The sequence below is a fragment of the Streptomyces sp. NPDC101225 genome (assembly GCF_044767585.1).
Taxonomy (GTDB): domain Bacteria; phylum Actinomycetota; class Actinomycetes; order Streptomycetales; family Streptomycetaceae; genus Streptomyces.
On record NZ_JBIWOE010000054.1, the window covers coordinates 25,449 to 49,484 of the forward strand.

23 protein-coding genes, 1 tRNA gene, 1 other RNA gene and 2 pseudogenes are annotated in these 24,036 nt (G+C 69.6%); 7 read left to right on the forward strand and 20 right to left on the reverse strand.

All coding sequences use genetic code 11. The features are described from left to right. Positions 1-54 precede the first annotated feature (54 nt). Together ACIRPX_RS41145 and ffs are read right to left on the reverse strand one after the other, a co-directional pair. Positions 55-2,415 (reverse strand): DNA polymerase III subunit gamma and tau, encoded by a 2,361-nt coding sequence (locus ACIRPX_RS41145; protein ID WP_404205141.1) that lies wholly within the window; start codon positions 2,413-2,415, stop codon positions 55-57. Positions 2,416-2,500: 85 nt separating this feature from the next. After that, positions 2,501-2,595: signal recognition particle sRNA small type (ffs, locus tag ACIRPX_RS41150), an RNA gene on the reverse strand. 73 nt (positions 2,596-2,668) lie between these two features. Here ffs and ACIRPX_RS41155 point away from each other — a divergent pair. Further along, positions 2,669-2,756 (forward strand) — tRNA-Ser (locus ACIRPX_RS41155). 64 nt (positions 2,757-2,820) lie between these two features. Here the strand turns inward: ACIRPX_RS41155 and ACIRPX_RS41160 are convergent. The 13 genes from ACIRPX_RS41160 to ACIRPX_RS41220 all read right to left on the reverse strand — a co-directional run bounded on the left by ACIRPX_RS41160 (position 2,821) and on the right by ACIRPX_RS41220 (position 11,191). Next, on the reverse strand, positions 2,821-4,071 hold the full coding sequence (locus tag ACIRPX_RS41160; RefSeq protein WP_404205143.1) for a tyrosine-type recombinase/integrase: 1,251 nt from the start codon (positions 4,069-4,071) through the stop codon (positions 2,821-2,823). 10 nt (positions 4,072-4,081) lie between these two features. Next, a complete protein-coding gene (locus ACIRPX_RS41165; RefSeq protein WP_404205145.1) occupies positions 4,082-4,315 on the reverse strand; it encodes an excisionase family DNA-binding protein in 234 nt (77 codons plus the stop codon). Further along, positions 4,308-5,624, reverse strand: coding sequence for a replication initiator (locus ACIRPX_RS41170; protein WP_404205147.1), 1,317 nt, complete (start codon positions 5,622-5,624; stop codon positions 4,308-4,310). Before ACIRPX_RS41170 ends, ACIRPX_RS41165 begins: the two co-directional genes overlap by 8 nt. A 130-nt stretch (positions 5,625-5,754) precedes the next feature. Next, on the reverse strand, positions 5,755-6,000 hold the full coding sequence (locus ACIRPX_RS41175; protein WP_404205149.1) for a SpdD protein: 246 nt from the start codon (positions 5,998-6,000) through the stop codon (positions 5,755-5,757). 14 nt (positions 6,001-6,014) lie between these two features. Then, positions 6,015-6,209 carry a hypothetical protein gene (locus ACIRPX_RS41180; RefSeq protein ID WP_404205151.1) on the reverse strand — a complete coding sequence of 65 codons (195 nt, stop codon included), beginning with the start codon at positions 6,207-6,209 and terminating at the stop codon, positions 6,015-6,017. Further along, a complete protein-coding gene (locus ACIRPX_RS41185) occupies positions 6,206-6,418 on the reverse strand; it encodes a mobile element transfer protein (RefSeq protein WP_404205153.1) in 213 nt (70 codons plus the stop codon). The genes ACIRPX_RS41180 and ACIRPX_RS41185 overlap by 4 nt, the downstream gene beginning before the upstream one ends. Then, the gene (locus tag ACIRPX_RS41190; protein WP_404205155.1) at positions 6,418-6,627 is read right to left on the reverse strand and encodes a hypothetical protein; all 210 of its coding nucleotides are present in this window, start codon (positions 6,625-6,627) and stop codon (positions 6,418-6,420) included. The genes ACIRPX_RS41185 and ACIRPX_RS41190 overlap by 1 nt, the downstream gene beginning before the upstream one ends. A gap of 19 nt (positions 6,628-6,646) precedes the next feature. Continuing rightward, the gene (locus ACIRPX_RS41195) at positions 6,647-7,261 is read right to left on the reverse strand and encodes a DUF2637 domain-containing protein (RefSeq protein ID WP_404205157.1); all 615 of its coding nucleotides are present in this window, start codon (positions 7,259-7,261) and stop codon (positions 6,647-6,649) included. Next, a complete protein-coding gene (locus ACIRPX_RS41200) occupies positions 7,261-7,521 on the reverse strand; it encodes a hypothetical protein (RefSeq protein ID WP_404205159.1) in 261 nt (86 codons plus the stop codon). Before ACIRPX_RS41200 ends, ACIRPX_RS41195 begins: the two co-directional genes overlap by 1 nt. An 84-nt stretch (positions 7,522-7,605) precedes the next feature. Then, complete coding sequence (locus ACIRPX_RS41205; protein WP_404205161.1) at positions 7,606-8,979, reverse strand: FtsK/SpoIIIE domain-containing protein; 1,374 nt, start codon at positions 8,977-8,979, stop codon at positions 7,606-7,608. Between the two features lie 5 nt (positions 8,980-8,984). After that, on the reverse strand, positions 8,985-9,335 hold the full coding sequence (locus ACIRPX_RS41210) for a hypothetical protein (RefSeq protein ID WP_404205163.1): 351 nt from the start codon (positions 9,333-9,335) through the stop codon (positions 8,985-8,987). Positions 9,336-9,657: 322 nt separating this feature from the next. Further along, positions 9,658-10,887: a helix-turn-helix domain-containing protein gene (locus tag ACIRPX_RS41215; protein WP_404205166.1), complete on the reverse strand. Its 1,230-nt coding sequence runs from the start codon at positions 10,885-10,887 to the stop codon at positions 9,658-9,660. After that, positions 10,877-11,191 (reverse strand): putative quinol monooxygenase, encoded by a 315-nt coding sequence (locus ACIRPX_RS41220; protein ID WP_404205168.1) that lies wholly within the window; start codon positions 11,189-11,191, stop codon positions 10,877-10,879. The genes ACIRPX_RS41215 and ACIRPX_RS41220 overlap by 11 nt, the downstream gene beginning before the upstream one ends. 212 nt (positions 11,192-11,403) lie before the next feature. Here ACIRPX_RS41220 and ACIRPX_RS41225 point away from each other — a divergent pair, with 212 nt between their 5' ends. Beyond that, positions 11,404-11,841, forward strand: coding sequence for an ATP-binding protein (locus tag ACIRPX_RS41225; RefSeq protein WP_404205170.1), 438 nt, complete (start codon positions 11,404-11,406; stop codon positions 11,839-11,841). Beyond that, positions 11,841-12,221, forward strand: a pseudogene (locus ACIRPX_RS41230) (hypothetical protein). The gene ACIRPX_RS41225 and the pseudogene ACIRPX_RS41230 overlap by 1 nt, the downstream one beginning before the upstream one ends. 1,729 nt (positions 12,222-13,950) lie before the next feature. On the opposite strand, the gene ACIRPX_RS41235 reads toward ACIRPX_RS41230, so the two are convergent. Next, positions 13,951-14,385 carry an NUDIX domain-containing protein gene (locus ACIRPX_RS41235; protein ID WP_404205172.1) on the reverse strand — a complete coding sequence of 145 codons (435 nt, stop codon included), beginning with the start codon at positions 14,383-14,385 and terminating at the stop codon, positions 13,951-13,953. A 388-nt stretch (positions 14,386-14,773) separates the two neighbouring features. Further along, the gene (locus tag ACIRPX_RS41240; RefSeq protein ID WP_404205174.1) at positions 14,774-15,103 is read right to left on the reverse strand and encodes a hypothetical protein; all 330 of its coding nucleotides are present in this window, start codon (positions 15,101-15,103) and stop codon (positions 14,774-14,776) included. 536 nt (positions 15,104-15,639) lie between these two features. Here ACIRPX_RS41240 and ACIRPX_RS41245 point away from each other — a divergent pair. Then, positions 15,640-15,933 (forward strand): transposase, encoded by a 294-nt coding sequence (locus ACIRPX_RS41245; protein ID WP_404205176.1) that lies wholly within the window; start codon positions 15,640-15,642, stop codon positions 15,931-15,933. Here ACIRPX_RS41245 and ACIRPX_RS41250 read toward each other — a convergent pair. Beyond that, complete coding sequence (locus tag ACIRPX_RS41250) at positions 15,855-18,191, reverse strand: 2OG-Fe(II) oxygenase (protein WP_404205178.1); 2,337 nt, start codon at positions 18,189-18,191, stop codon at positions 15,855-15,857. The genes ACIRPX_RS41245 and ACIRPX_RS41250 overlap by 79 nt on opposite strands. A 597-nt stretch (positions 18,192-18,788) precedes the next feature. Between ACIRPX_RS41250 and ACIRPX_RS41255 the strand changes: the two genes are divergently transcribed. The 3 genes from ACIRPX_RS41255 (at position 18,789) to ACIRPX_RS41265 (ending at position 21,963) form a co-directional block, all read left to right on the forward strand. Next, positions 18,789-20,210, forward strand: a complete 1,422-nt coding sequence (locus ACIRPX_RS41255; RefSeq protein WP_404205180.1) for an ATP-binding protein — start codon at positions 18,789-18,791, stop codon at positions 20,208-20,210. Positions 20,211-20,771: 561 nt separating this feature from the next. Beyond that, positions 20,772-21,443, forward strand: a complete 672-nt coding sequence (locus tag ACIRPX_RS41260) for a hypothetical protein (RefSeq protein ID WP_404205182.1) — start codon at positions 20,772-20,774, stop codon at positions 21,441-21,443. 1 nt (position 21,444) lies between these two features. Continuing rightward, on the forward strand, positions 21,445-21,963 hold the full coding sequence (locus ACIRPX_RS41265; RefSeq protein ID WP_404205184.1) for a hypothetical protein: 519 nt from the start codon (positions 21,445-21,447) through the stop codon (positions 21,961-21,963). A gap of 49 nt (positions 21,964-22,012) precedes the next feature. On the opposite strand, the pseudogene ACIRPX_RS41270 reads toward ACIRPX_RS41265, so the two are convergent. Both ACIRPX_RS41270 and ACIRPX_RS41275 read right to left on the reverse strand, forming a co-directional pair. Next, positions 22,013-22,324 (reverse strand): annotated as a pseudogene (locus tag ACIRPX_RS41270) (DUF6176 family protein); the annotation flags it as partial. Between the two features lie 869 nt (positions 22,325-23,193). Continuing rightward, positions 23,194-23,559 (reverse strand): DUF1877 family protein, encoded by a 366-nt coding sequence (locus tag ACIRPX_RS41275; protein WP_404205186.1) that lies wholly within the window; start codon positions 23,557-23,559, stop codon positions 23,194-23,196. Between the last annotated feature and the right edge of the window lie 477 nt (positions 23,560-24,036).

Below are 24,036 nucleotides of genomic sequence, written 5' to 3' on the forward strand. Positions count from 1 at the left end.
ACCGGGGGGCGGGTCGGTCGTACGTTCCTCCAAGACGCGCCCTGCCCGGTCGCCCTACTCGTTCGTGAACTCCTCGACCACCGTGGCCCCCAGCTCCCGCACGATCAGATCGTGGCCGGAGAGGGCCGACTCGTTGAGGTCGGGGTCGTCGTCCTCGGGGATGTCGTCCTCGATGGAGACCGGCGGCGGTTCCGGCGCCGCCGGACGGGACGCGCGAGCGGACGCGGGCGGTGCCGGGGACGGCGACGGCGACGCGGGCGCGGGGGACGACGGGGCGGGTGCCGCGGGGGCGGGGCGCTGCGCGGGCGCGCCGCCGTACCCCCCCGGGCCGCCGCCGTCGTAACCGCCGCCGGCAGGGGCGGACGGCGGGGGGACCGAGCCGCCGGACGGATCGACGAGGGCCTCGATCTTCCACTGCACGTTGAACTGCTCGGACAGGCACTGGCGCAGCACGTCCTCGCTGCCGCTGCTCGCGAAGTTGTCGCGGGCGCCCGCGTTGACGAAGGCGAGCTGGAGGGTCGTGCCGTCGAAGCCGGCCACCTGGGCGTTCTGGCTGAGCAGGATCCAGGTGAAGCGGCGGCGGTTCTTGACCGCCTCCAGGATGTTCGGCCAGAGCATGCGGGGGTCCAGGCCGCCGCTCGGAGGCGGGGCGGAGGCGGGCGTGGGCGCCGCGGCCCTGGGGGAGGGCGCCGCGGGCGCGGGCGCGGCGGGACCGGGGCGGGCGGCGCCCGCCGAAGCCGCCGTGGGCCAGCCGCCGGGACGCCGCCCGCCACCGGCCGGGGCGGCGGCGGGCCAGGCACCGGGGGCTGAGGACGCGGGGCCGGACGGAGCGGGGGCGGACGGTGCGTGGGCGGACGGTGCCGGCGCGGAGGCAGGCGGGGGGGCGGCCCCGGGCGGGGCGGCGGGAGCCGTGGGTGCGGGGGGCGCGGGGTGCGCGGGGGCGGAGACGGCGGCTGCGGGCGGTTCGCCGGCTCGCGTGGGGCCGGAACCGAGGCCGGGTCCAGGACCGGAGCCGGAGCCGGAGCCGGGACCGGAGCCGGAACCGAGGCCGGGTCCAGGACCGGAGCCGGGGCCGGCGGGCGCTGCCGGGCCGCCGGCCGGTGCCCCCGCGGTGCGTACGGCCGCGCGGGCCGCGGCGGGTCCGCCGCCCGGCGGGACCGGTTCGGCGGCCGGGCCGGGGGCAGGCACCGCTGCCCCGTGGGCCTCGGCGCCCGGCACGTATCCCATCGCGGGTGCCGCGGCGGCGCCGGAGAAGTTCACGCCCCGCTCCAGGCGGTCGAGGCGGGCCATCACGGCGCGCTCGTCGCCGTAGGCCGCGGGCAGGAGGACGCGGGCGCAGATCAGCTCGAGCTGGAGGCGGGGCGAGTTGGCTCCGCGCATCTCGGTCAGGCCCTCGTTGACCAGGTCGGCGGCGCGGCTGAGCTCGGCGGCGCCGAAGGTGCTCGCCTGCGCCTGCATGCGCTCGACGACGTCGGCGGGGGCGTCGATGAGCCCCTTCTCCGCGGCGTCCGGCACGGCGGCGAGGATCACCAGGTCGCGCAGCCGCTCCAGCAGGTCGGTGACGAAGCGGCGCGGGTCGTTGCCGCCCTCGATGATGCGGTCGACGACCTCGAAGGCGGCGGCGCCGTCCCCGGTCGCGAAGGCCTCGACGACGGAGTCGAGCAGTGAGCCGTCGGTGTAGCCGAGGAGAGAGGTGGCCATGGCATACGTCACACCGGCCTCCCCCGCACCGGCGAGCAGCTGGTCCATGACGGACATGGAGTCACGCACGGAACCCGCGCCGGCCCGCACGACGAGGGGCAGCACGCCGTCCTCGACCGGGATCTCCTCCCGTCCGCACACGTCCCCCAGATAGTCCCGCAGGGTCCCGGGCGGGACCAGGCGGAACGGGTAGTGGTGCGTACGGGAGCGGATCGTCCCGATGACCTTCTCGGGTTCGGTGGTCGCGAAGATGAACTTGAGGTGCTCCGGCGGCTCCTCGACGACCTTCAGCAGCGCGTTGAAGCCGGCCGACGTGACCATGTGGGCCTCGTCGATGATGTAGATCTTGTAGCGGCTGGCGGCGGGGCCGAAGAAGGCCTTCTCGCGCAGCTCACGGGCGTCGTCCACACCGCCGTGGGACGCGGCGTCGATCTCGATGACGTCGATGGACCCCGGTCCGTTCCTGGCCAGGTCCCGGCAGGACCGGCACTCGCCGCAGGGGGTCGGCGTCGGTCCCTGCTCGCAGTTCAGGCAGCGCGCCAGGATGCGGGCGGAGGTCGTCTTGCCGCAGCCGCGCGGGCCGCTGAACAGGTACGCGTGGTTGACCCGGTTGTTCCGCAGCGCCTGCTGCAGCGGGTCGGTTACATGTTCCTGCCCGATGACCTCGGCGAACGACTCCGGGCGATAGCGGCGGTACAACGCGAGAGACGACACGCCTACGAGGTTATAGGCGCGCACTGACATCCAGCCCCGGCCCAGCCCTGCCCTGCCCGTTGCCGGCCGAGCGCCCCGGGGGAACGCAGACGCCCCCCACGCACCCGCCAGAGCCAACCTACCCTTGCTGCCTTCCGGCCCTGGGGGAGTTCAGTCAGATAGCGCCGCGTGAGGGGCTCCGCACAGAGTACCTGATCGCGGTGGGTGGGAACGAGTTCGCTAGCACTCCTCTCGGTCATGTAATGTTTCCGGCGGAGGATTCGCCTAGAGGCCTAGGGCGCACGCTTGGAAAGCGTGTTGGGGGCAACCCCTCACGAGTTCGAATCTCGTATCCTCCGCCAGCTCAGAGGCCCGGACCTTGATCAAGGTCCGGGCCTCTGGCGTTCGTCCGTCTCACTTTCCGTCTCAGTCGGGCTCTCGGCCCGTTCCCGGCGGCTCCCAGAGCGCGTCTCCGACTTGCTGGGCGACCTTGCGCAGCAGCGTCCCGGTGACGTGCATGTACCGGGCGCGCATACGAGCCGCTCCCCCGGGCTCCCACCCCATGATCGCGTCGACCACGACATCCGGGACGCCGAGGATCAGAAGAACGGTCGCGGCGGTGTGGCGAGCGTCATGGAGACGGCCGTCTCGTACGCCCGCGTCCCGCAGGAGCCGCTTCCAGGTGTGGAAGTCGGTGTTCGGGCTCAGGGGCCCGCCCGTCGGCGAGGCGAAGACATATCCCTTGTCCTCCCAATCGGTACCGGCCGCACTCTTCTCCGTCTCCTGCTCCTCCTGGTGCTGGCGGAGGAGCTTGATCAGCGGGTCGGGCAGGCCGATCGTGCGACGGCCCGCACGGGACTTCGTGGATTTGTGCTCCCGGCGGGTCTGCTGCTTCTGAGGGCAGTAACCGGCCTTCCGGCCGCACAGGTTGTCTCCGCAGCCGTGGGCGTACTTGGGGCGGAGGCGGTTCTTGCGGATGCGGACGTATCCGGCCTCCAGGTCAACGTCTTCCCAGTGGAGCCCGAGCGCCTCCCCCTGGCGGAGACCGAGCGCCAGGGCGACGACCCAGCGAGCGCTGTTACGGAGCTTGGCGGCCTCGACCAGGAGGCTCTGAACCTCCTCGATCGTGAACGGCTCGATGTCCTCTTCTTCGAGCCGTGGCGCCTTGGCGATCTCGGCCACGTTGGTGACCACGTGCCCACGCCGCTTCGCCTCACCGAGGGCAACCCGGACCGTCCGGTGGGCGTGGTGGGCGGTGCCGGCGGAGCTCCCGGACTCCTGCATCTTCCGGTAGAAGCGCTCCAGGTGTTCGGGCTCCAGCTTGTCGAGCTTGTGGGCACCTAGGCCGGGCACGAGGTGAACGCGTACGTCGACCTCGTAGCCGTCGTACGTGTTCTCGGAGACGTACGGCTTGGCGATGTTCTCGACCCAGTGCTCAAGCCAGGCTCGGACGGTCCAGCTCTGGCCCGGCTTCCTGAGCCTCTTCTCGTCCCGCGCCCGCTCCATCTCGCGGACGGCCTTGGTGACCTCGGCCTTGGTCTTGCGCTCGATGTGGCGGCGATCGGGCGTGCCGTCGTCCTTGACGCCGACCGTCACTCGGCCGTGCCATTTCCCGTCCTTGCCGAGGTAGACGGAGGAAGCCCCGTTGGGCTGCCGGGTGCGCTTCTTCTCTGCCATGACGTCCCCCTCAGGCCGCTTCGGCGGGTTGGTGTCGGAGCTTGGCCACGTAGGCGGGTACGGCGTCGGCGGGGACTCGGCGCAGCCGCCCAACCGTGACGGATTCGATCTCTCCGGCACGTACGAGCCGGAAGCACGTCGTACGGCCGATACGGAGGCGGCGAGCGGCTTCTTCCACGGTCAGAAGGACCAAGGAGGAGTCGGCTGCCTCCTTCCCGGCCACTACGGCTCGGGGCTCAACCATGGGTTGGTTCTCCTTCCGTTCCAGGGGCGGGTTCGAGCGAGGCGGCGAGCCAGGCCTCGGCGGCGCTGAGGCCGGTTCCGGCGAACACCCAGTGGGCGAGGACGAGCGTGGTCTCGCCGTCCTGCGCGTCCTGTGAGGTGGCTGGCGATGCAGCCTGAGCACGCCGCCAGTCGGCACGGGCGTCGCGGAGGGCGCCGAGGGTGGTGGAGTAGCGGCGGGATTTTGTGGAGAAATGGCCGCGGAAGCACAGCATGTGTGCCCAGGCCCGAAGCCGGAGGTCTGCCAGTTCGGAGCGCGCGCCGAGAGCCCACGCGGTACGGATCATGCGGCGGGCGTGATCCGTGATCCGAGCCTGCGCCAGTTCGGCCAGGAAGCGGATCGGGCGATCCAGGGTGCCGGTCGCCGTCTCCGCTCCCTTGGTGGCGTACTTGGCGATGTACGCCGCTACGGCACGCTCGCTCAGCTCCTGGCCGCCGTCGAAATCGGCGGAACGGATCGGGCGGACATCGAGCTGACGGCCGAAGGCGAAACGGTGGGTCCGGCCGTCGACCTCCGGGCCGTCGACGCGCGCGGCGGTGGCAGCGGCCCGGATGGCGTCGGTGAGCAGCTCGGCCGAGGCCCATGCCGGGGGCGGGGTGTCTCCGCCCTCCGGGCCGTCGAGGCGGATGACCGCGTGAAAGTGGACGGCTCCGCGCTTCTGGTACTCGGCGACCTTGGCGAAGGAGATGCGGGCGTGGTCGCGGAAGGTGCGTTGGGTGAGGCCGGCACGCTTGGCGACCTCCCGGCGGAGGTAGATCGAGAAGCGTCGCCACAGGGCGCCGGCGTGGGCGTTCCAGAGCACGGCCGCTTCGTAGTCGTAGGCGTCCGGGTCGAGAGGTGTCCCCAGGGCCGGATCCTGCTCGTCGTGGCGGATACCGCAGCGGCAGTCCCGGCCGCTGGTGGGGCGGTTGTGGACCGGGCCGAAGCCTGGTGCGGTGAAGGTCGCGAAGACCCGCGGATGTGTCGCGACCTGGTCCGGGGTGCCCTTGCCGCCACGCAGGCCGGCGGTGACGAGGTGGTAGGTGTCGCGGCGGTAGGTCTCGGCGCAGGCTGCGCAGCGGGTGGTGCGACGGTTGTTGCAGCGCACGAGGAGCTGTCCGGCGGGGAGGGCGGCGGAGTCGAGGTGGTGCAGAGTGCGGCCGATCTCCCCGGTCGTCTTGTCGACCGCGTACTCCGTTCGGTGGCCGTCGAGGCGGACGGGGTGCGTGCAGCCGCCCAGGCCGGAGAGTTGGCCGGCCAGCTCGGGCATGGTGCCGAGTGAGGCCAGCATGGAGAGTTCCGCCAGTGGGGGCGGAGTCTGCCGGGTGATGATGGGTGTTCCTTTCGGCTGTTTCGGCGGTTGGGAGGGACGGCCCCGGGGCGGCGGGATGCTTGGCGGCTTTTGCCGCCCCGGAGGCCGCTCAGCGCTTGTGCGTGTTGTTGACGAGGGAGCGCAGGACCACGGCGGCGATGGCCACCGATATGGCCGTGACGGCGACGGCCGCCAGGAGAGCGGTGAGCACGATGCCGACGACGACCACGGCGGCGACCGCGACCGCGTAGGGCGCCAGTGACCGGCCGGTCGAGGGCACCGGGGCCTGCGTCCGCTGCGGGACGACCGGGGTCGTCGGCAGCGTGGGAATGTCGGGGAACTTGGGGCGGAGCACGGTGGACCTCCTTGTCACTTGTCGGTGCCGTTGACGACGCCGACCCCGGAGCGGGTGCCGGTCTCGATGGCGGAGGCGAGGAAGGTGTGCGAGAGCCAGAAGCCGAACAGGGCGATCACGACGGCGACCCACAGGCGGATGCCGAGGAACTTGATTGCCGCCCAGGCGACGACGCCCAGGACGAAGACGAGCGGAAGCGAGACGGTCACGAGATCTCCTCGGAGGATCGGCGGACGCGGCAGCGGTGGGTGCGTGCGGCCAGTTCGGCGGCGGCGCGGCTGTCGTAGTCCGTGGAGAAGCCGCAGCGCGGAGCCGTGCAGGCGGCTGAGTGCTTCTCCCGGCCCCGGCCGTCGTAGGAGGTGCCGACCCGGACTGGGCCGATGCGGACGACGTTGCGGAAGCGGCGGTTGACGGGCATCAGGCAGCCTCCTTCGAGGCGTTGTGGTCGTCTTGGCGGTTGCGCGTGAAGTCGGTGACGCGGTCGACGAGCCAGCGTCGGATCTCCTCGCCCTCGGCGTTGTCGGCGGTGAGGATCACTGGTTCGGCGATGAGCACGGCTTCGGTGAAGCGGTTCTGTCGGGTCAGCTCGGCAGCGCGGTTGAGCACGCGGAGCGTGGACGGGCGCAAGGGGAAAAGTCCTCCAGGATCAGGAGAGTTGGGCAGCAATCGCTTCGGCGAGCGGCAGCGGGACTCCGAGCCGGGCGCGAAGCGTCGAGGAGTCGATGGCGGTTCCGGTCCGGGCCTGGTGCTCGTCGGCGAGCTTGCGTCCGAGCGAGACGAGGGCCGGCGGGACGGAGACTGGAGAGCTCTGGGGCAACTCCGTTTCCGATGCGAGTGGTTCGGGGAGAACGGAGGAAGCGGGGGCCGCCTGCTCGTCCACGGACGGTGCCGATTCGGGCGCAGGTGACCCGTGGGCGAGGAGCGTTCCGCCGAGGAAGGCGATGGCGGGCCACCCGGCGACGAGGATGCGCAGCCAGGCCGGTACGGCGCCCAGGTCGAGCATCCCGGCGGTGGCGACGTTGGCACCGAGCGACGCGGTGAGCGCGACGAGGAACCAGCACCATCCGGACGCCTTCACGCCGCCGGAACGCAGTCGCCGCCAGGCCGCCACCAACAGCAGGTCGACGGAGACGGGGTAGGCCCATGCCTTCCAGCCGTCCTGTCCGGCGGCCGCCGCCAGGTCGTGCAGGTGGGCGAAGGACAGAGCGGCGGCGATGAGCGCTTGGACGAGCACGGCGTCCAGCCGTACCGGCCGCCGCATCACGCCTCCTCGTCCGGCTTCCGGTCGTCCTGGGCCTGCGAGACGGCGTACGCCTCCAACGCGGTGACGTAATCGGCACATGCGGCAGCCAGCCGCCGGGCGAAGGACAGATGATCAGCGACCGGGACACAAGCGAAGGCGGAGACCTGTAGAGAGTGGTCGTCTCCGTCCAGGGCGAGGATCGGAGCTCGGCGTGTGCCGTACTGGTTGAGGCGGACCCTGGTACCAGCGTCCGCGTAGAAGGACATGGTGGCGGTCACGGGACTTCCTTCCGCGATCCAGGCATGAGTGGGGTAGGGACTTGGCGCGGGTCGGCCGCGCCCGCCGTTGGAGCGGGGTAGGGGTTACTCGGGGAGCGGCCGAGGAACAGTCGCCGGACCGGACTCCTTGGCAGGAACGGGCGGGACGTAGGGCCGGAAGGGCGTGAGCGCCGGGATATCCGGGGCGAGGTGGGCCGCCTCACGGCAGGTGGCTGCCGCGTCGGCCAGGGACAGGTACGGCGTCCGGATGCGGGACCAGCCGCCGGAGGTGTCGCCGACGACGGCCAGGCCGGGCAGTTCGGGAGCGATGGCGCAGGCCGCATGGACCGCCTCGGGCGCGATGTCACCGAGCGCCATCTTGGCGGAGGCTTCGTCGTTGACGCGGTGACAGACCCGGCCGGTGAGCTGGGCGCGGAGCATGGTCACCCCCTTGCCCAGCTCGGCGCCGAAGCGCTGCCCGCATACCTCCAGGTAGATCCCCGCAGCACGGCCGAGTTGGGCAAGCCGGATCAGGTGCGTAACCATCTCGTCGCGCCGCTCTTCTTCCTTCCGCGTGGCGACGAGGAAGAGTTCGGCTACCTCGTCGATGAACAGCACGATGGGAGACGGGCGTTCGTCCTCCGGCAGGCCCCAAACGTCCGACGTGATCAGCTCGTCCGGGGTGCCGAGGGCGATGCCCTGCCGGGCCTTGATCAGGTCGTACCGGTCCTCCATCTCCTTGACCAGTACGGGCAGCAGCTCGGCCGCCTGCTCCGGATCGGTGGCGAGTGCGGAGAAGCGCGCGGCGAAGGGCGCCAGTTCGACACCGCGCTTGCAGTCGATGCCGGCCAGGACCACGGGCTGAGCCGCGAGCTTGGCGATGAGGTTGCGCAGGAACATGGACTTGCCCGACAGCGTTGCGCCGAGGACCAGTTCATGAGGAACGGCCTGGTAGTCGCGTACGAACGCGGTCGCGTCCTCCCGCAGAGCCACCGGCACCCGCAGGAAACCGCTGTCTCCGCGCTTGGGCAAGCGGACCTTGCGCAGCACGTCGAAGCCGACCAGCCGGAGTTCAACGACACCGGGCTTAATGTCGCGGACGTACACGGCGTGTACCCCCCAGGCGTGACGGAGCCGTTCCGCGGAGGCGGCCACGTCCGCCGGTTCCTGCCCCGGAGCGAGCCTCAGCCGGATCCGGAGACCGGTCGAGGTGGGTCGGATCATGCCCCGGCGGGGCGGGACGGGCCGAACTTCACGACGCGTGGTCGCTCGGACGGCCAGCGCCCGCCACCGCGGGGGTTCGGCGGTCAGACCGCAGGCGTCCATGGTCGAGGAGTACGAGGCCAGCAGCCGGACCATCGAGGCCGGTAAGCCGACCGTCGACCAGTACGCCGCCGGGTGAGCCCGCCGGGCATAGACCGCACCGCTTATCGCAGTGAGCGACCCGCCCAGCTCGGCCCACGTCAACAGGTCGGTCATGGCGATCAGCCCGCCTGAGCCATCGGGAAGACGCCCGGAGCAACGGCGGTGGCCCGATAGGCGATGCCGTGCCGCTGCTGGCCGTTGAACACGCTCTCCCACGGCCGGGCCACCAGGCCCACCAGCGAGACCGGAGCACCGAGCGTCAGGCCCTCGGTGATGCCGCTCTCCGGAACGGTGACCTTGACCAGCGCCGATTCGCCGTCCTCGATGTAGACGACGCCGATCGTCATGAGCGGCTCGCCGCTGACGGCGTCGACGGCCCGCTCACCGGTCTGCCGGTCGCGGACCTTGGGTTCCGGAGCCTCGGTCAGCAGGATCGTCGCCGCCGAGGTCTCTACACGGATGACACGCACAGAAAAGCTCTCCCTTGGGTTGCGCCGCACACGTGTACGGCCGCATTCAGTGACGAATGACTACGCAACGGGAGGTTGACCTCATACCGGCTGGGCGCGATACGCTCCAGGAGCGTTGATGCCAAAGACGCACCCGGCCTGAGTGGGCTGCCCTCCCGCTCAGGCCACATCTGTTTTCTGTGGCCGTTCCGCTTACGCACCGGTGCAGGACTGCCTTCCTGCTCCGGTCCGTTCGCATGCCCGCACGACCCACTCCGCCGGATGCGAAGGGGTGTGCTGACACCAACCACAGTAACCCGTACCCGAAGTACTGTCTAGTACTTCAAGTACCAGTCCGTACTTCGTGTACGCCCAACTCCGCCGCCAGGGCGCGAAGTTCCTCAGAGGGCGGCTGGGCCATCGTCAGCAGGTCCGCCGCGAGCTGCTTCACCATCGGCAGCGCCCGCACCATCTCGGGTGACAGTTGACGTGCTCTCAGCAGCGCCGAGACCGCGTCAGTGATCTGCCGGCGCTGGGCATAGGCCCTGGCGACGTCGATCTGAAACCGTGTCTGGCGTTCGGCGGACAGCCCCGACTCATCGACGGCCGCAGCAGCCCGTAGTGCGACTCCGGCGTCCCCGAGGTCGACCGCGACCGACACCTCATGCAGGCCGACGTTGGTCGGCCCGAACTCGGTGTTGTAGTCGTTGCGGCCATCACCGACCTGCGTCGCCATCTCGCGAGCGTCGCGGAGATACCCGTACGCCTCGTCGGCGAGGTTCAACCGAGCGGCGGCGACCGCCCGTTGCAAGGTCAGGGCACCGCGCAGCGCCACCGCCTCAACCTGCCCGGAGTCGGCCAGAGGCCGCAGTGCATCAGCAGAACTACCGGACACCTGGGCCGCCTGCTCGAAGTGGCGCGCACCGAGGAAGACCAGCGACAAGCGGAACTCACCAGCCGCCATCAGCAGTGGATCATTCGCCCGCTCGGCAGCAACCACCGCACGGTCTACGGCGATCCAGGCCGCCTCGGGCTCCCCCATGTTCGCGAGGGCACCGCTGCACGTGTGATACATGACCGCCAGCAGCCGGAACAGCTCGGGACGTTCCGCCTCCGGAACCGAGCGGGTGGCCGATTCCAGCCGCGGAACCAGCGCTTCGAGCAACTCGGCCAGGTCGGCGTAGTTGCCCTGATGCGTGAGCGACCAGGCACGGTCGACCTCGGCGCGGAGCGCCGGGACATCGGGGGTGGTGTTCTGCTGCCCGAGGACCGCCTTCAGAGAATGCGCGGCACTCAGCACCATCCGCAGCCGACTTGCCCCCGGCGGCTCGCCCTCGGTCACCGACGCAACGATGGGGGCCTCAGCCGCCAGCTCGGCGACCGGAACCTCAAGGACGTCTGCGACCTTTTCCAGGACGGTCATCCGGTCGATGCGGCGTACGCCTCGCTCCACCTGGGACACCCAGGCTTCCGACCGCCCCAGCAGGCCGGCGAACTCCTTCTGCGACAGCCCCCGGCGCTTACGGTTGAAGGCGATCTTGCGGCCGAGCGACTTCTGATACTCAGTGCTCAACGTCCACGCCCTTGCCGGACACGAAGTCCAGGCGATCAACCTCTGTGGCCGCCAGGTACTGGTTCCGCTCGTCGAGGAAGACCCGCACGTAGTCCTTCGACTCGTGCTCCTCGAAGGCCTCCTTGTCCCGGTAGAGCTCGTAGAACATGCGCTCCAGCGGTCGACCGTCAACCCGGTGCACGGTGTAGATCACCGTTCCGGGTTCGTTCGCACGGATCTCCTCGCCGGTCCGCGCCACCAGCTCGTCGAAACCGGCCGCCGCAGCCTCGTCCTTGCAGGTAAAGCGCACCATCAGTCCGAACATGCGAAGTCCTCTCTCCATGGCATCCAGGTCAGCACCAGACCGCACGGCGAACGCTATGCGCCACCCGCCCGCACGAAAAGTACGAACCCGCACTCCAAGTACGCGCACATTCGGTACGGTGCTAGTACTAATTGTACGGCTCTGCATGGTTCGTGTCAGCCGGTCAGCAAGGCTGACGCAGAAAACGGCAGGTCACCGCCACGGAGGACGCCTTGCCCACCCACCATCGCACCTTCCGCGGGGATCCCCAGGAGCTCCGCGCCGCACGCAGCTGGACCCGTGCCGCGCTCGACGGCCACCCCCACTCCGAGGACGCCGCGCTGATCGTCACCGAGCTCGGCACGAACGCCCTGACGCACACCGCCAGCGGCGAGCCCGCCGGCACCTTCCGCGTCACGCTCACCACCTCCGAGCTGATCACCGTCATCGCGGTGACCGACTCGGGAGCCACAAGCACCGCGCCCGAGATCCAGCAACCATCCGGCAACGCCACGAACGGCAGAGGACTGGCCATCGTCGCCACCCTCGCCGACGACGTGGTGGTTCACGGCGACAACACCGGGCGCACCATCACTGCCGAACTCCGCGTCCCGACAGACGCCTTGAAGCCGGCACCGTGCTACACGCGCCCCGGAGGCCGACAGTGCTGATGGACGGGCCCCGCTGAGGCTTCTGGTGCGAGTGCTGGACCGAGGACTTCACCCACGAGACAGAACCGCCGACGCTCCGGGCATCCTTCGACGCCTACTCGGCACAACAGGCAGACCGATGGGTCGCCATCACGCTTCGCACGATCTCACCGGCCCTCGACCCGGAAGCCTCCGACGAGGCATGGAGCTGGCTGTACCAAGGACGCATCGCGACCCGCCGGGCCCTCCTCAACTCCGAGCCCTGCACGGTGTCCGTCAGCAACGCCGACATGCGCATCACCTGGACGCTCCGGCCGGTCATCTTCCTGCCGCTCGCCCACCGCCAAGAGGCCGAACTCCCAGCCTGCGCATACGACTTCAAGCCCCACATGCCCCGCTGAGTAACAACCTTCTTCACGGGTTCAAGGCCCGCGCACGGCGCGGGCGCGCGCCGCCTCTGCGGCGCGGCCTGCCTCCTGTCTTCGCCCCGGCTGGCCGCGCCCGGCGGCGCGCTGCGTGCATGCGGGCAAGGGCGGGACGTTATCCGCGGGCACAAGATGATGCCTCCGGCGGGGGATCGGCCGACACCGGGATGGAGGGGGCGCCGTCGCCGACTGCGGGCCTGTAGTGGCGTGCGCGGGGTGCTTCCATCCCGTCCGCCGTCGACCCAGGCAGAGCCGAGCAGACGCGGCCCATGGCGTCCAGGTCGTTCGTACAGTGGCGCGCTCCACCTGGACGCCATGGACCACGCCCGCTCCACGGTGTGTGGGTCGACGGCGGACGGGATGGGAGCTGGGGTTGGGTGGTGGGCTGAGCAGGTGGGAATGGTGTTCGGAGGCTTGGGGAATATAGGTGATTGCATCTGGCGACCACGCTCCACATCGTCACGGTGACCTTCTCCCACGTCTGCCGAAGTCTGGCCAGGAGACACCGGCCAGCCGGTCTCTGGTCTGCGGGGACAGGGCGGCGACTCCGCACACGACGGCCATCCCCCCGAACACCACCATGATCAAAACGATCAGCGCGAGATCGTCAGCACCCTCCTCTTGGTAGCCGCCCAGCACCACGGTACGGACCCGCGTCTCGCGGCCTGCTCGGCCTCCAGGCCAGGCCAGATTGGCCTGCCGGTCAGTCAGCGTTCCGTCATCCGCGACGAACACACCGGAACAGACCGTGGACTTCCCTCCCCTGCCACTCGACTCCAAGTGGCACTCGCGTGCGGTGAACACACCCGAATCCCCTACCCACCCTGCGGCCGAAGCGCCCACGGCGCCCAGCACCCCCACGGCAACCAGGAAGAACAGTGCCGCACAGCACGACAGAAGGCGCCGTAGCGGATGGGGCCGGACGCCTTGCCCCCGAATCGCACTCCTCAGCCACGCCCACCGCCGAGCAGGATGATGCCGGCGCGAAGCGCCCCGGACCGGCGCGCAATACGAGCCCCCGCCAAGGGCAGCTGCCCTACGGCGACGCGACTCCCGCCTCCGGACCGCCTTGCTCCGCGACTTCGCCATAGCCTTCCCCCCAAAGTGCCCCTCGGCCAACGGTCACTATGGCACTCGCGGTCCGGCAGCACATTGCCGAGCTCCGGCAGTTCTGGGGCCCGCAGACAGGCACAGGTCCCTACTTACACCGCGTAAAGCCCCTTGCCGTAGGTCGGTCTACGGCACTGGCGCGGGCGGTCAGCCGTCCCGTCGACGAGAATGCGTCGCCAACCCTTGTGGCCGGGAACCACTGCGCGCCCCAATCTCCCGGATCGGACTCCATGCAAGCTGGTCAGGCCGTGGGGGAGTCAAGGATCTCGGGCCGTCCCTGGGCCGTCCGACGCCGCTCAGCAGTGACCGACGGCGACCACCAGTGACAGGTGTCCCAGGCGACGACCCCAGGTCACCCCCATTCGTCTGCGACACTGGTACAGCCATGCCAAAACCCGGAGAACTGAGCTGGCGTGCGCTGATCCGGCGCACCAGGAGCCGCACGGGGTGAGTGTCTAACTGCGTGACAACGCCCGCGAACGGCAGCGGACCGCCGCCGCAGGTGAGACGCTCTGCGGCCCAAGGTCGAGTGCCCGCCCAAGTTGCTTCGGGACGAAGCAGTCATCGCCCCAAGGATCGATCACCGTGCTGCCCCTCAGGCACGCCAACTCTCGGCGTGTTCCCTTAGGTAGTCGGCGAGTTCGGGTGGATGGAGTTCAAGCCCTCGCACGACTGACGCGTTCAACGCGACTCGCACCGGCGAGAAGTCGCCTGTGTCGGGATCATCAAGCTCAGGGCCGCTGCGGCGGTTGAGATCCATGTCCAGCACGTCAGCGCGAAAGAAGTGCTGTACGACGCTGACCTTGTCACCGGGCTCGGTCAAGGTCAGGAACTCAGTGGCCGGGCCGATCGTGGCACCGATCTCTTCCATCACTTCACGACGTAGAGCCGCTTCAAGGTCAACATCCTCAGCTTCGACGCTCCCACCGACGGTCGTGTAGTAGGAGGTACCGCCCGGCCATCCTCGGCGCAGGAACACCAGCTGACCGCCGTCGAGCAGAACCGCACGTACGTTGTGACGGACCTTCATGTATCCGACGGTAGTGCGCCGGCCCCGGTGAGGAGGCCCGAACCGACCAGACCAGAACGAGGATGGGCCCAGCGCACCACTAGCGCACCAGAACGAGCAGGCAACAGCGGTGAATCACGGGGAAGGCTGCCGAGCCCGACAGGGACGCTAACCCGCCGTTCACCCAGGTCAGCGCCCGAACTGCCCCCAAACGCCCCCAGCTTCCCAAGCTGAGGGCCGAGGCACTGTCCTCACGGGCTGGCCGTCGTGGCTTGCTCTGGTCGACGACACCCAGCAGCGTGGCAGAGGCCGGTGGGGGTGCAGCGAGGCATACGCGCGCGTGGTCTGTCGGCGTCCCCACCATCGTGGCGCACTGTCGTCGCCTGAGGTACCAACGATTCCCGGCTCTTCAGCACGAAGGCGTGAAGCCGGCGGACTGGTCGAGATGGAACGCGGAGCCCGGAGCGGTCGGAGTCCAGCCCTCACGCAGGGCGCGCCGAACAGCCGCGGCAACACCGGCCGACCGTAGAGGCTCAGCCTCGCGACCGATCCAGTTACTCGGATGCGGCTGGTCGGTGGTGACCACGAGCGTCGTCCCCGGCATGTCCGCATGCTCCACCGCGAACGTGCACGGCGACCAGGCCAGGCCCCGGAAGTACGTCGGCCTGCCTCGCAGCCGCCAGCGGTAGACCGTGCCGTCGACAACGATCCGTCGTGACCCCTTGCGGACAAGCGCCATGACTCCCCCCTTCAACAGCGATGATGCTAGCGAGCCCGGCCCCGCCATCCGTCTCAGTTTCCGTCTCATTCACCGCCGTTCACGGCCGTTCAGACCAGACCGAAGGCGGTAGCCGTACCCACGTCCGGCCGCCCATGAACGCAGGTGAACGGCCCCGCCCGAGGCCCCCGACCCCACCACCACAGTTGGAAAGCGTGTTGGGGGCAACCCCTCACGAGTTCGAATCTCGTATCCTCCGCAGCCGCCTGAACAGGCGAAACGAGGAGCCGAGCCGCCACTGCGGCTCGGCTCCTCCGTGTGCGCCGGTTGCAGTTCTGGTTGCGTTTACAGGCCACATTCGGGGTATCTCGGCTGGCGGGCAGGCGCACGCCCCGCAGCCCCGGCGGAGAGTCGGCACCGACCTGCACTGCGGAGGTCCTGCGGGATTTGGCGGTGGATGTCGCGGCGGTTGCCGACGGCCAGGACCCACACGATCAGCTGACGGTCCGGCGGCGGTGTGGACAACGTGGTAGTCGCCGACCCCAGCCAGGGAAGGGATGGCCCTCAACGAGCAGATCGCCGAGTTGGATTCAAACTCGTCGACGACCGGGCTCGCGCACACGAACGCGCTGACGGTCCAGAGCGTCCCCGGCATCGGCGCCGTCCTGGGCGCGGAGTTCCTCGCGACCGTCGGCGGCGGCCGGGAGGAGTTCGGCTCAGCGGACGCCCTGGCGGCCTTCGCCGGCGTCGCTCCCGCGCCCCGCGCCTTGTGTCACGGCCTCGCGTCAACTCCGACCTCGCCGGAAAGGTTCCATGTCGAGGCCAGCCAGGCCAGGTCGGCTCCGGCCTGACGGCGGGTCGCCCGCTCGCGCGAGAACAGCTCCTCGGTCTTCGTCAGCACCAGTCTGTACGGGCGCCCCTGCCGCCTGGTCCCATGGTCTACGGGCAGCTCGGCCGCATCGATCCTGCTGTGCACGTGCCGCCGCCCGTCCTTCGCCAGCGGCCACTCCAGCGTCCGCCGCGAACGGGAGTCGAGAAACGTACCCAGGGTGCCGCACAGGTCGCAGCCGCACCCGGTCCACGCCACCGACCAGTCGCCCGCAGCACGTGGCGCCCGTCGCGCGAGCGCGCCGAGCCGGTCCCCGCACTCCTGTGCCACCGCCGCGAGCTCCGCCGCCCGGGGCTCGCCCTCCACCTGTTCCCGCGCGGCGTGGCGCAGCATCGGCAGAAGGCACTCGAGGACCGTGTCCGGGCAGGAACGCAACGCTGCCATGATCCGGCCGCGCAGCCGAGTGTCGGCCACTTCCAGGATGCGCAGCAGCGGCAGGCTCAACCGCTCCAACCGCGCGCGGCGGATCTCGGCCGGCCCGGTTACGGTCCACAGCCGCAGCTCGCCGTCCACCCGGGTCCAGGCCCCGGTCAACAGCAGCTGGGCCACCGCAGGACTCCGGGCGGAGCACAGTGCCGCGCACAGCTGGGGAAGCCGCTCGGTCCAGTCGTACCGGTGTTCCTCGAAGCGGTTCCGCGCGTCGCCGAACCAGCCCTCGGTGACCTGGCCCAGCCACGGGACGCCGTACCGCTTCGCCACCGCGGCCAGGTCGTCCGCGTGTTCGGGAGTAAGCGCGTCGATCCGGAACGGTTCGAGGAGCATCGCGGCGGTACCGGGCACCTGAAGGCCCTCGGCCACCCGCAGCGCGCTTCCGAGTTGCCCGGGCTGTACACCGCTGCCCTTCCAGAACGGCGCGAGGGAATCGGCCGCGGTGCGTGCGCCGTCCCGGTCGCCCTTGGTGATACGGGCCCACAGTTCGTCGAGTGCCCACCGTGATCCGGCCTCGCCGCGCGCTGCGAAGGCCCGGTCGCGTGGCCACACCACGACCGCGGCCCGCCGGTACCAGCGGTCCAGTGTGTTGCCGTAGTTGCCCATGTAACCCTCGTACTGGGAGTCATAGGGCTTCAGGTCCGTACTCGGGGTGCTGGCGCAGCTCTCGTAGTCCCAGACGTACAGCGAGATCTCCTCGCCGCCGATGCCGTCCGGACCGGTCCACCAGCCGAGGGTGATCTCGTCGTCGATCAGCTCGCCCAGCTCGTAGTCCTCGTCGGCACCCGCGCCTTCTACCGCGGCTGCTTCCTCTCCCCCTCCCTCTTCGTCCTCCTCGTCGTAGCCGTAGTCGTCCCAGGGGTCGTACCCGGCCGGAGTGGCGTCCCAGGTCTCCTTCACCTCGGCGAGGGCGAGTACCGTCTCGCACCCCGCTTGGGCCGCCGCGGCGCGCAGCAGCGCGGCACGTTCCGCGTCGGCGCCCTTGAGCCGGTGCCAGCCGAGACCCCGCTGGGTGTACTCGTGATCGAGCAGGTAGACGAGACGACGGGGCGGGTCGAGGGCCTGGCCGCCGTAGCGCGGCCTGGCCGGTGCGTCGAAGTGCTGCTCCAGGCAGTGCGCCATGTCGTCGAGCGGGCCGGACTCCTGCTCCGGGGCCCCTCGCTCGGCCAGCAGGTTGAACGTGAGGGTCACCCGGTAGCCGCTCCTGACCGGTGTCACCTCGTGCGGGCAGTCGGCGTAGAAGGCCACCAGGCTCAGCTCCGTCTTCGACGCACGGTAGGTCCGGCTCTGCCCGGCGTGCCCGATGACCAGCTCGCCGCCGGTGTGGGCCGAGGGCAGCGAGAGCACCAGCGTGCCCACCATGGCGTCGTCCTTCTCGGAGTCCTGGTGGGGGAGGAAGAACTGCCCCTTGCCGTAGACGAGGAGCGCGTGCAGCTGGGCCCTCAGCCGGGTCGACGCGGGGAGCCCGAGCTCGCCCCGGAAGTACTCCAGCGCGCCGTCGAGCAGTGTCGGCCAGGCCGGGCCGCCCAGCGTGACCTGGTCCGGCAGGATCTGCCACGTGTCGCGCACACTGCTGTCGCTCAGGGTGTCCTCCCTCCGGCCGAACAGCGCCGGGCGCGCCACCGCGATCAGCTTCTTCACCTGCGGCGCGCGCAGCGGCAGACGCACCGGTCCGACCCCGGCCACCTCAAGGCCGACACCGTCCGCCGGTGCGTCGAGCCGGGCGCTGAACTCCGCCGCCTTCGACCCGCCGAGCAGCACGCCCAGCCGCTCCCTCGCGCTCTTGGCCATCACTCCGCCCTCCCTGTTCCCACGGCCGTGCCGGCTCGCCCCGACTCTACGGAGCGGCGGGACCGAGGGGGCCGTCCGCACCCGTACGGGAACGCCTTCCCCGGCACGGACGGGCGGCCCGGAAACACCCGGTTCGGGCCCGCGTGCCGGCGCACGTCCCACATCCGGGGACGAAGGGAACAGCCGCCCCCGCACCTGGCGCCCCGGCTGCGTCCTTCGCCTGGCCGCTGCTGCTCCAGGCCGGCGGACTCGGCAGAACCCACCTCCGGAAAGCTCGCGCCGACCGCACGCGCCAGGGCGTCCGCCCTCGCCCAGGGCTACCCCCGTCGGACCGTCGGGTGACACACGCCCTCGACACCGGTGCGGCCGTCACGGTCGAGTGCATCGCCGCCTCCGGCGACCGGACCGCACGCACCCTCAGCCGCCTCGTGCTCGACCCGCCCTGCCTCGAAGCCTGGTGCCGCCTTCGGGACGCCGAGCGCGTCGTCACCTTCTCCCGCATCCACAGCGTCATGAGCGAACTGCACAGACAAGGAGAGAGATGGTATCGATGGAGATAGTATCTCTACCGATACTATGTCCATCGGGAGGCTTGCCATGCATCGCTTCATCGGGCGGGACCGCGAGCTGAACGTGCTCGGCGATGCCTTGCAGGTGGTTCACGATGCCGTCGGGGCGGTGAAACCGGGGCAGTGCATCCTCATGCGGGGAAGACGGCGGGTCGGCAAGTCCAGCCTCGTCGAAGAGTTCCTTCGGCGCACCGAGGTGCCGTACCTCTTCTTCACCGCGGCGGGCGGCACCGCGGAGGACGAGCTGAGGGAACTGCTCGACGCCGTCGCCAGATCCACCCTCCCGGAACGGGAACTGTTCACGGAGGAGGCTCCAGAACAGTGGAACGCGGCGTTCAGGCTGCTTGCGGAGATTCTTCCCGACGACAGCCCGAGCGTGATCGTCATCGACGAAGTTCCCTATCTCATGGACCGCATCGACGCCTTCGAGGGCATGCTCCAGCGGGCATGGGACCGCCTGCTCAGCCGCAAGCCGGTGCTTCTCCTCCTGGTCGGGTCCGATCTGTCGATGATGGAGGCGCTGAACAGCTACGACCGCCCCTTTCACCAGCGGGGCCGGGAAATGGTCGTGGGGCCCCTGAACCCGGCCGACATCGGCGAGATGCTCGGCCTGTCTCCGGCGGCCGCGTTCGACGCCGCCCTGATCACGGGCGGTCTTCCCCTGATCTGCGCCGAGTGGCAGGCCGGAACGGATATCTGGGAGTTCCTGCGCGACTCGCTGGACAACCCGATCTCTGCTCTGCTGGTCTCCGCCGAGCGCTCACTGGCCGCGGAGTTTCCACCGCAGGCGATGAGCAGGGAGGTGCTGGGGGCCATCGGAAGCGGGGAACGGACCTTCACCAACATCGCGCGCGCGGCCGGCGGCATCGCGCACACGACTCTCACCCGAGCCACGGACGTCCTGACCGAGAAACGGGTCGTGGCCGCCGAGCTGCCGCTCTCATTGAGGCCGTCGAAGGAACGCCGCTACCGTGTGGCCGACCCCTATCTCCGGTTCTGGCTCGCGTTTCTGGATCCGCACATGGCGGAGATCGAGCGGATGCGGGGAGATCTCACGCTGAGCCGGATCAAGGAGCGGTGGACGAGCTGGCGTGGCCGCGCGATCGAACCTCTCGTCCGGGAATCCCTCGCCCGGCTCCTGCCGGACGGGGACCTGCCCGCCGCGCCGGCGATCGGCGGGTACTGGACCCGCAGCAACGACGTCGAAATCGACCTGGTGGGCGCCAACCGGCAGCCGGTGGCCCAGCAGTTGCTCTTTCTCGGCTCGGTCAAGTGGCTGGAGAACTCCGCGTTCGGCAACCACGATCTGGCCGCGCTGCAGAAGCACCGGGCGGCGATCACCGACGAGCCGGTACCCCTCGTGGCGGTCTCCCGCAGCGGGGTCGGTTGTTCCGGCCTTCAGGCGGTGTACGGCCCCGAGGAACTGCTCAGCGCCTGGCGCAGGGCGTGAGCAACGGCCGCACTCCTATGGTTGCAGTTCTGGTTGCATTCACTGGTGTACGGCACCGTCCGGAAGCCCCACCCAACCCTGCTGCACCGCGGGTCAGGACGTTCCCGCGCGCCCCCGAACCGCCGGACGAACATGTGGAAGGGGATCGGGCAGGCCAACCGTGCGACGCCCGGCACGAGACTTGGTGGACTTGTGCTCACGGCGGGTCTGCTGCTTCTGAGGGCAGTAACCGGCTTTTCGGCCGCGCGGGCCGTCTCCACAACTCTGGGTGTACTTGGGGCGGAGCCGGTTCTTGCGGATGCGGATGTATCCCGCCCCCGGGGCGACGTCCTCCCGGTGGCGCGTCCGAGCGCTTCCCCCTGCCCGACCACAGATGTCTCCACCCTGGGGGCCGGCTCCATATAGCCCCATTAATCCCTTTCGAAAGTGCGAAGCTCACATCTTGCTCAGGGAACGCATCGGAAGCTGGCAGTCCGCTCGACAACGCTGGCATGATCCCGTCAGCCGAGGCTGAGCAATTCACCGCACTGCGCCAATCCTCCCTTGACCAAGGAGATTTACATGCGCATGCCCAGACGGGCGCTGCTCGCTCCTGCCGTCGCCCTGGCCGTTGTCGCCGGTGCCGGCCCCGCCCTGGCGGACGACCCGCCCCCAACACCGACCGAGACCACAGCCACAGCGACAGCGACAGCGACAGCGCCACCCGACCAGCCGGAGGAAACGAACCTCACCGAAAGCGCCCCCGAGACCGAGGCCCCCGCCCCCTCCGGCGCAGCCAACCACACAGGCAACTCGCCCGACGGCCGCGGCTGCGAACAGGGCTGGTACTACCACCCCACGACGAAGGCCAAGGACTACCACAAGGGCGTAGGCGCCGAACAGGCCAACTGGAACGGCACCTCACGCACCGCCAAGTCCACCTTCACTTCCGAGGTGACCGGCACCGTAGGCATCGCCTACACCGGCGAGCTGCAGGTGAAGGGCAGCGTGGCGGTCGTCGAGATCCAGGGCAAGTTCGGCGTGTCGGTGTCCGCGTCACTCACCGCGAAAATCGGCAACAGCATCAGCGTGAACACCCCGTCCCACAAGACCACCTACGGCCGCTACGGCGTCTATCGCCTGAAGAGCTATGGCTACAGCCAGTACGTGTACGTCAACTGCGGCAAGGACAGCAAGCACAACGTCACGATCTACACGCCGCACCGCGTCGGCTGGGCCATCTGGGAGAAGTGACATGTCGCGCCGAACCCTCGCGGGGCTGAGCATCGCGTGCACCGCCGCGCTCTTCCCGGTCGCCGCCTGCACGTCGGACCCCACTGACGCCAAGCAGCCCGCACCATCCACCAGCACCGCCCAACCGGGCTCGGCCACCGTCGCCGCCACTCCCAGCAGCACACAGCCCCCGGTCGAAAAGCCACCGGAGCTGGAACCCGACGAGACACTGGCCGGACGCCAGAAGGCCACCACGGGGAACGCCAGCATTGAGTTCAGCGGGGGAAAGAAGGGCGACGCGCTCATCGTCGCGGTGCGCTGCCAGGGCAAGGGCACCGTCAAAGTCGCTGTGCGGTCCGTCCACGTCACCTTCCCCCTGGAATGCCTCGCCGACCAAGTCAGCACCACCTACAACCAGTTGGACGTCTCGGGCGTGAACCGCAGCGGAGTCGTCTCCGTCGAGGCGTCCTCGGCCGTGCGCTGGTCCCTGACCGTCGGGCGTGGCACACCGGTACAGGAGGAGTCACCCGGAACGGGCTGAGTGCACTGACACTTGGTCACCACCAGCCGGGCCCGAACACCGCTGCCCGTCAGGCCGCTCCTGACGGGCAGCGGATGGGACAGCCGGAGCAGAGGTCCGGAAGTATGAGCACCTGTGGCTCGGCTTCCACCCAGCCGGGTTCCTTCGTCCGCTTCGCCTGTTCAATGTGATCGCGATCGATCGGAAGGCTGTGATCAAGGCCTGCGCCGTTTTCACCGCGCACGGTGACCCAGTACAGGTGCTCCTCGTCGTTTTCCCGCAGCCGGAACCCGATCTCGATCGCCATCCGTTCGCGATCCAGAGTGGCTACGCATTCGTCGAGTCGGTCGTTGAGCATGCGCATCCACCTGTCGGCCTCAGCTTCGGCCCCGGTTTGACCTTGGCGCGTGACAACTCAACGATCAGACCGGAGGGGATGCTCGCAGGACGATCTTCACTCATGAGCGGGCAGTTTGCCAGAACGCTCTTCAGGGGCGTGGACGCGATGAGCCGGTCTGTCAAGGGAGACCCTGGCACCGGACACCAGCGGCTGACACCGACAGCGGCGGACTGAGCCGAACGAGAGCAGCCATCACAGGCTCCCGGATCTAGGATCCCTACGGCCTCCAGGGGATCTGTGATCGACCTGATAAGGATGAGGCCAGAGGCTCATGTACGTGACCGCGGGGGGGATCTTCGGTGTCAGGGAGGGAGACGTTCTGGAGCCGTGCCGGTTTCGCCTTGCGGCAACTCTCGCGACGGCCCCTGTTGCTCGTCGGATGGATAGCCCTGGCCGCGTGCACCGTTGTCCTGCAAAAGCTGATGCCTGAGCCCTTGTCGGACGCCGTCTACCCGGTAGCACTTTTCCTCGCCCTGTGGCTTTTTTCCCGTGGCGCGAAAGGAAGGTAGGACGCTGTTCTGCCCGAGTGTCGTCCAGCAGCGAAGTACAGCAATCACGTCAACCATCAGCGAATGTCCTGGATCTTCAGGGGCTGACTGGCCAGGCCCGCAGGCCTCAGCGACCTTCCCGCCCGTCGTCCGCATCCCGGGGGGTTAACCATCAGAGGCAGAGGTACCGTGCCGACTCGTCTCCGGGGAAGGGGCCTCCTCGTGCCAGTTCCGTGTCAGATCCAGTGCGGAACCACGGGAACGCGGGGAGTCGAAGGACGACGAGCCCGGCGCTGAGGTCGCTCCCTTGCAGGTCAGAAAGACAGCCGGCGCTAGAACACCCGAGCTTCCCAGGCTGAGGTCTCAAGGATCCACGCCACTGATGAGCTGGTCGTAGCTGGTGGCCCGCAGAGCTTCCGCCGCGAGCCGGACGCGCTCAGGCCGCAGGTATCTCGGCGGCCCGTACCCCCAGTCCTCGTCCTCGGCGAACGGCTCCTCACCGTGGACCACGTTCACGGGGCATTCGGCGCGCGCCAGCAGGAAGCGGAGTAGGTCCCAGGTCTTGTACGTGCTGAAGTGGCGTCGATCGACCGGCGCAGACTCCGTCTCCTCTTCCTCCTCTTCTGTGTCATGGACCTCTTCGACGAGGTCCCATGCCCAGTCAGGATCTTGGATCGCTCGGTCCAGCTCTGCAGCCGTGACACGCAGGTACTCACCGATCATGCTCATGGCCGTACCTTGCACCAGAAAGCAGCAGGTCAAACGGGGGGCTGCGGGGCCGGCCCCGGCAGCACTCATTCTCGGGACCGCTGTCGGGAATCCCCGCAGTCCACAGAAGGGGCGGCTCGTGGCCCGGTCGCCCACCGCAGCGACGCGGAACGGGTCGCCGCGTGGTGGCGGAGGCGTCGGCGGTCGCACGGACGGGGAGCCGCCGCCGGGCGAACGCGGTCCGGTGTGCTCGCGGCATCGGGGACTGCGGCTGATCTCCACCGCGACCACGATGTCCCCCGCCTCGCGGCCGCGGCCGGCCGCGCCCTCCCGGTGGCACGCCCCGGGAGCGCCGGCGGGCGCCGGTCAGGACGTCGTGCCCCGGGCGCCGGTACCGGTCAGTCGGTCCTACGTTGTTCGTGGGTTGGACGGGCCGTCGTAAGGTCCTGAGATCCAGAGACGCCGGGTATGGCTTTCAGTCGGTTGCACCAGATGGTT

What these genes read in the sequence shown, in the direction of transcription:
- ACIRPX_RS41160 (WP_404205143.1), bottom strand. Translation starts at nt 4,071, where the DNA reads ATGGCAGAGAAGAAGCGCACCCGGCAGCCCAACGGGGCTTCCTCCGTC.
- ACIRPX_RS41165 (WP_404205145.1), bottom strand. Translation starts at nt 4,315, where the DNA reads ATGGTTGAGCCCCGAGCCGTAGTGGCCGGGAAGGAGGCAGCCGACTCC.
- ACIRPX_RS41170 (WP_404205147.1), bottom strand. Translation starts at nt 5,624, where the DNA reads ATGCTGGCCTCACTCGGCACCATGCCCGAGCTGGCCGGCCAACTCTCC.
- ACIRPX_RS41185 (WP_404205153.1), bottom strand. Translation starts at nt 6,418, where the DNA reads ATGCCCGTCAACCGCCGCTTCCGCAACGTCGTCCGCATCGGCCCAGTC.
- ACIRPX_RS41195 (WP_404205157.1), bottom strand. Translation starts at nt 7,261, where the DNA reads ATGCGGCGGCCGGTACGGCTGGACGCCGTGCTCGTCCAAGCGCTCATC.
- ACIRPX_RS41205 (WP_404205161.1), bottom strand. Translation starts at nt 8,979, where the DNA reads ATGACCGACCTGTTGACGTGGGCCGAGCTGGGCGGGTCGCTCACTGCG.
- ACIRPX_RS41220 (WP_404205168.1), bottom strand. Translation starts at nt 11,191, where the DNA reads ATGTTCGGACTGATGGTGCGCTTTACCTGCAAGGACGAGGCTGCGGCG.
- ACIRPX_RS41235 (WP_404205172.1), bottom strand. Translation starts at nt 14,385, where the DNA reads ATGAAGGTCCGTCACAACGTACGTGCGGTTCTGCTCGACGGCGGTCAG.
- ACIRPX_RS41240 (WP_404205174.1), bottom strand. Translation starts at nt 15,103, where the DNA reads ATGGCGCTTGTCCGCAAGGGGTCACGACGGATCGTTGTCGACGGCACG.
- ACIRPX_RS41245 (WP_404205176.1), top strand. Translation starts at nt 15,640, where the DNA reads ATGGCCCTCAACGAGCAGATCGCCGAGTTGGATTCAAACTCGTCGACG.
- ACIRPX_RS41250 (WP_404205178.1), bottom strand. Translation starts at nt 18,191, where the DNA reads ATGGCCAAGAGCGCGAGGGAGCGGCTGGGCGTGCTGCTCGGCGGGTCG.
- ACIRPX_RS41255 (WP_404205180.1), top strand. Translation starts at nt 18,789, where the DNA reads ATGCATCGCTTCATCGGGCGGGACCGCGAGCTGAACGTGCTCGGCGAT.
- ACIRPX_RS41260 (WP_404205182.1), top strand. Translation starts at nt 20,772, where the DNA reads ATGCGCATGCCCAGACGGGCGCTGCTCGCTCCTGCCGTCGCCCTGGCC.
- ACIRPX_RS41265 (WP_404205184.1), top strand. Translation starts at nt 21,445, where the DNA reads ATGTCGCGCCGAACCCTCGCGGGGCTGAGCATCGCGTGCACCGCCGCG.
- ACIRPX_RS41275 (WP_404205186.1), bottom strand. Translation starts at nt 23,559, where the DNA reads ATGAGCATGATCGGTGAGTACCTGCGTGTCACGGCTGCAGAGCTGGAC.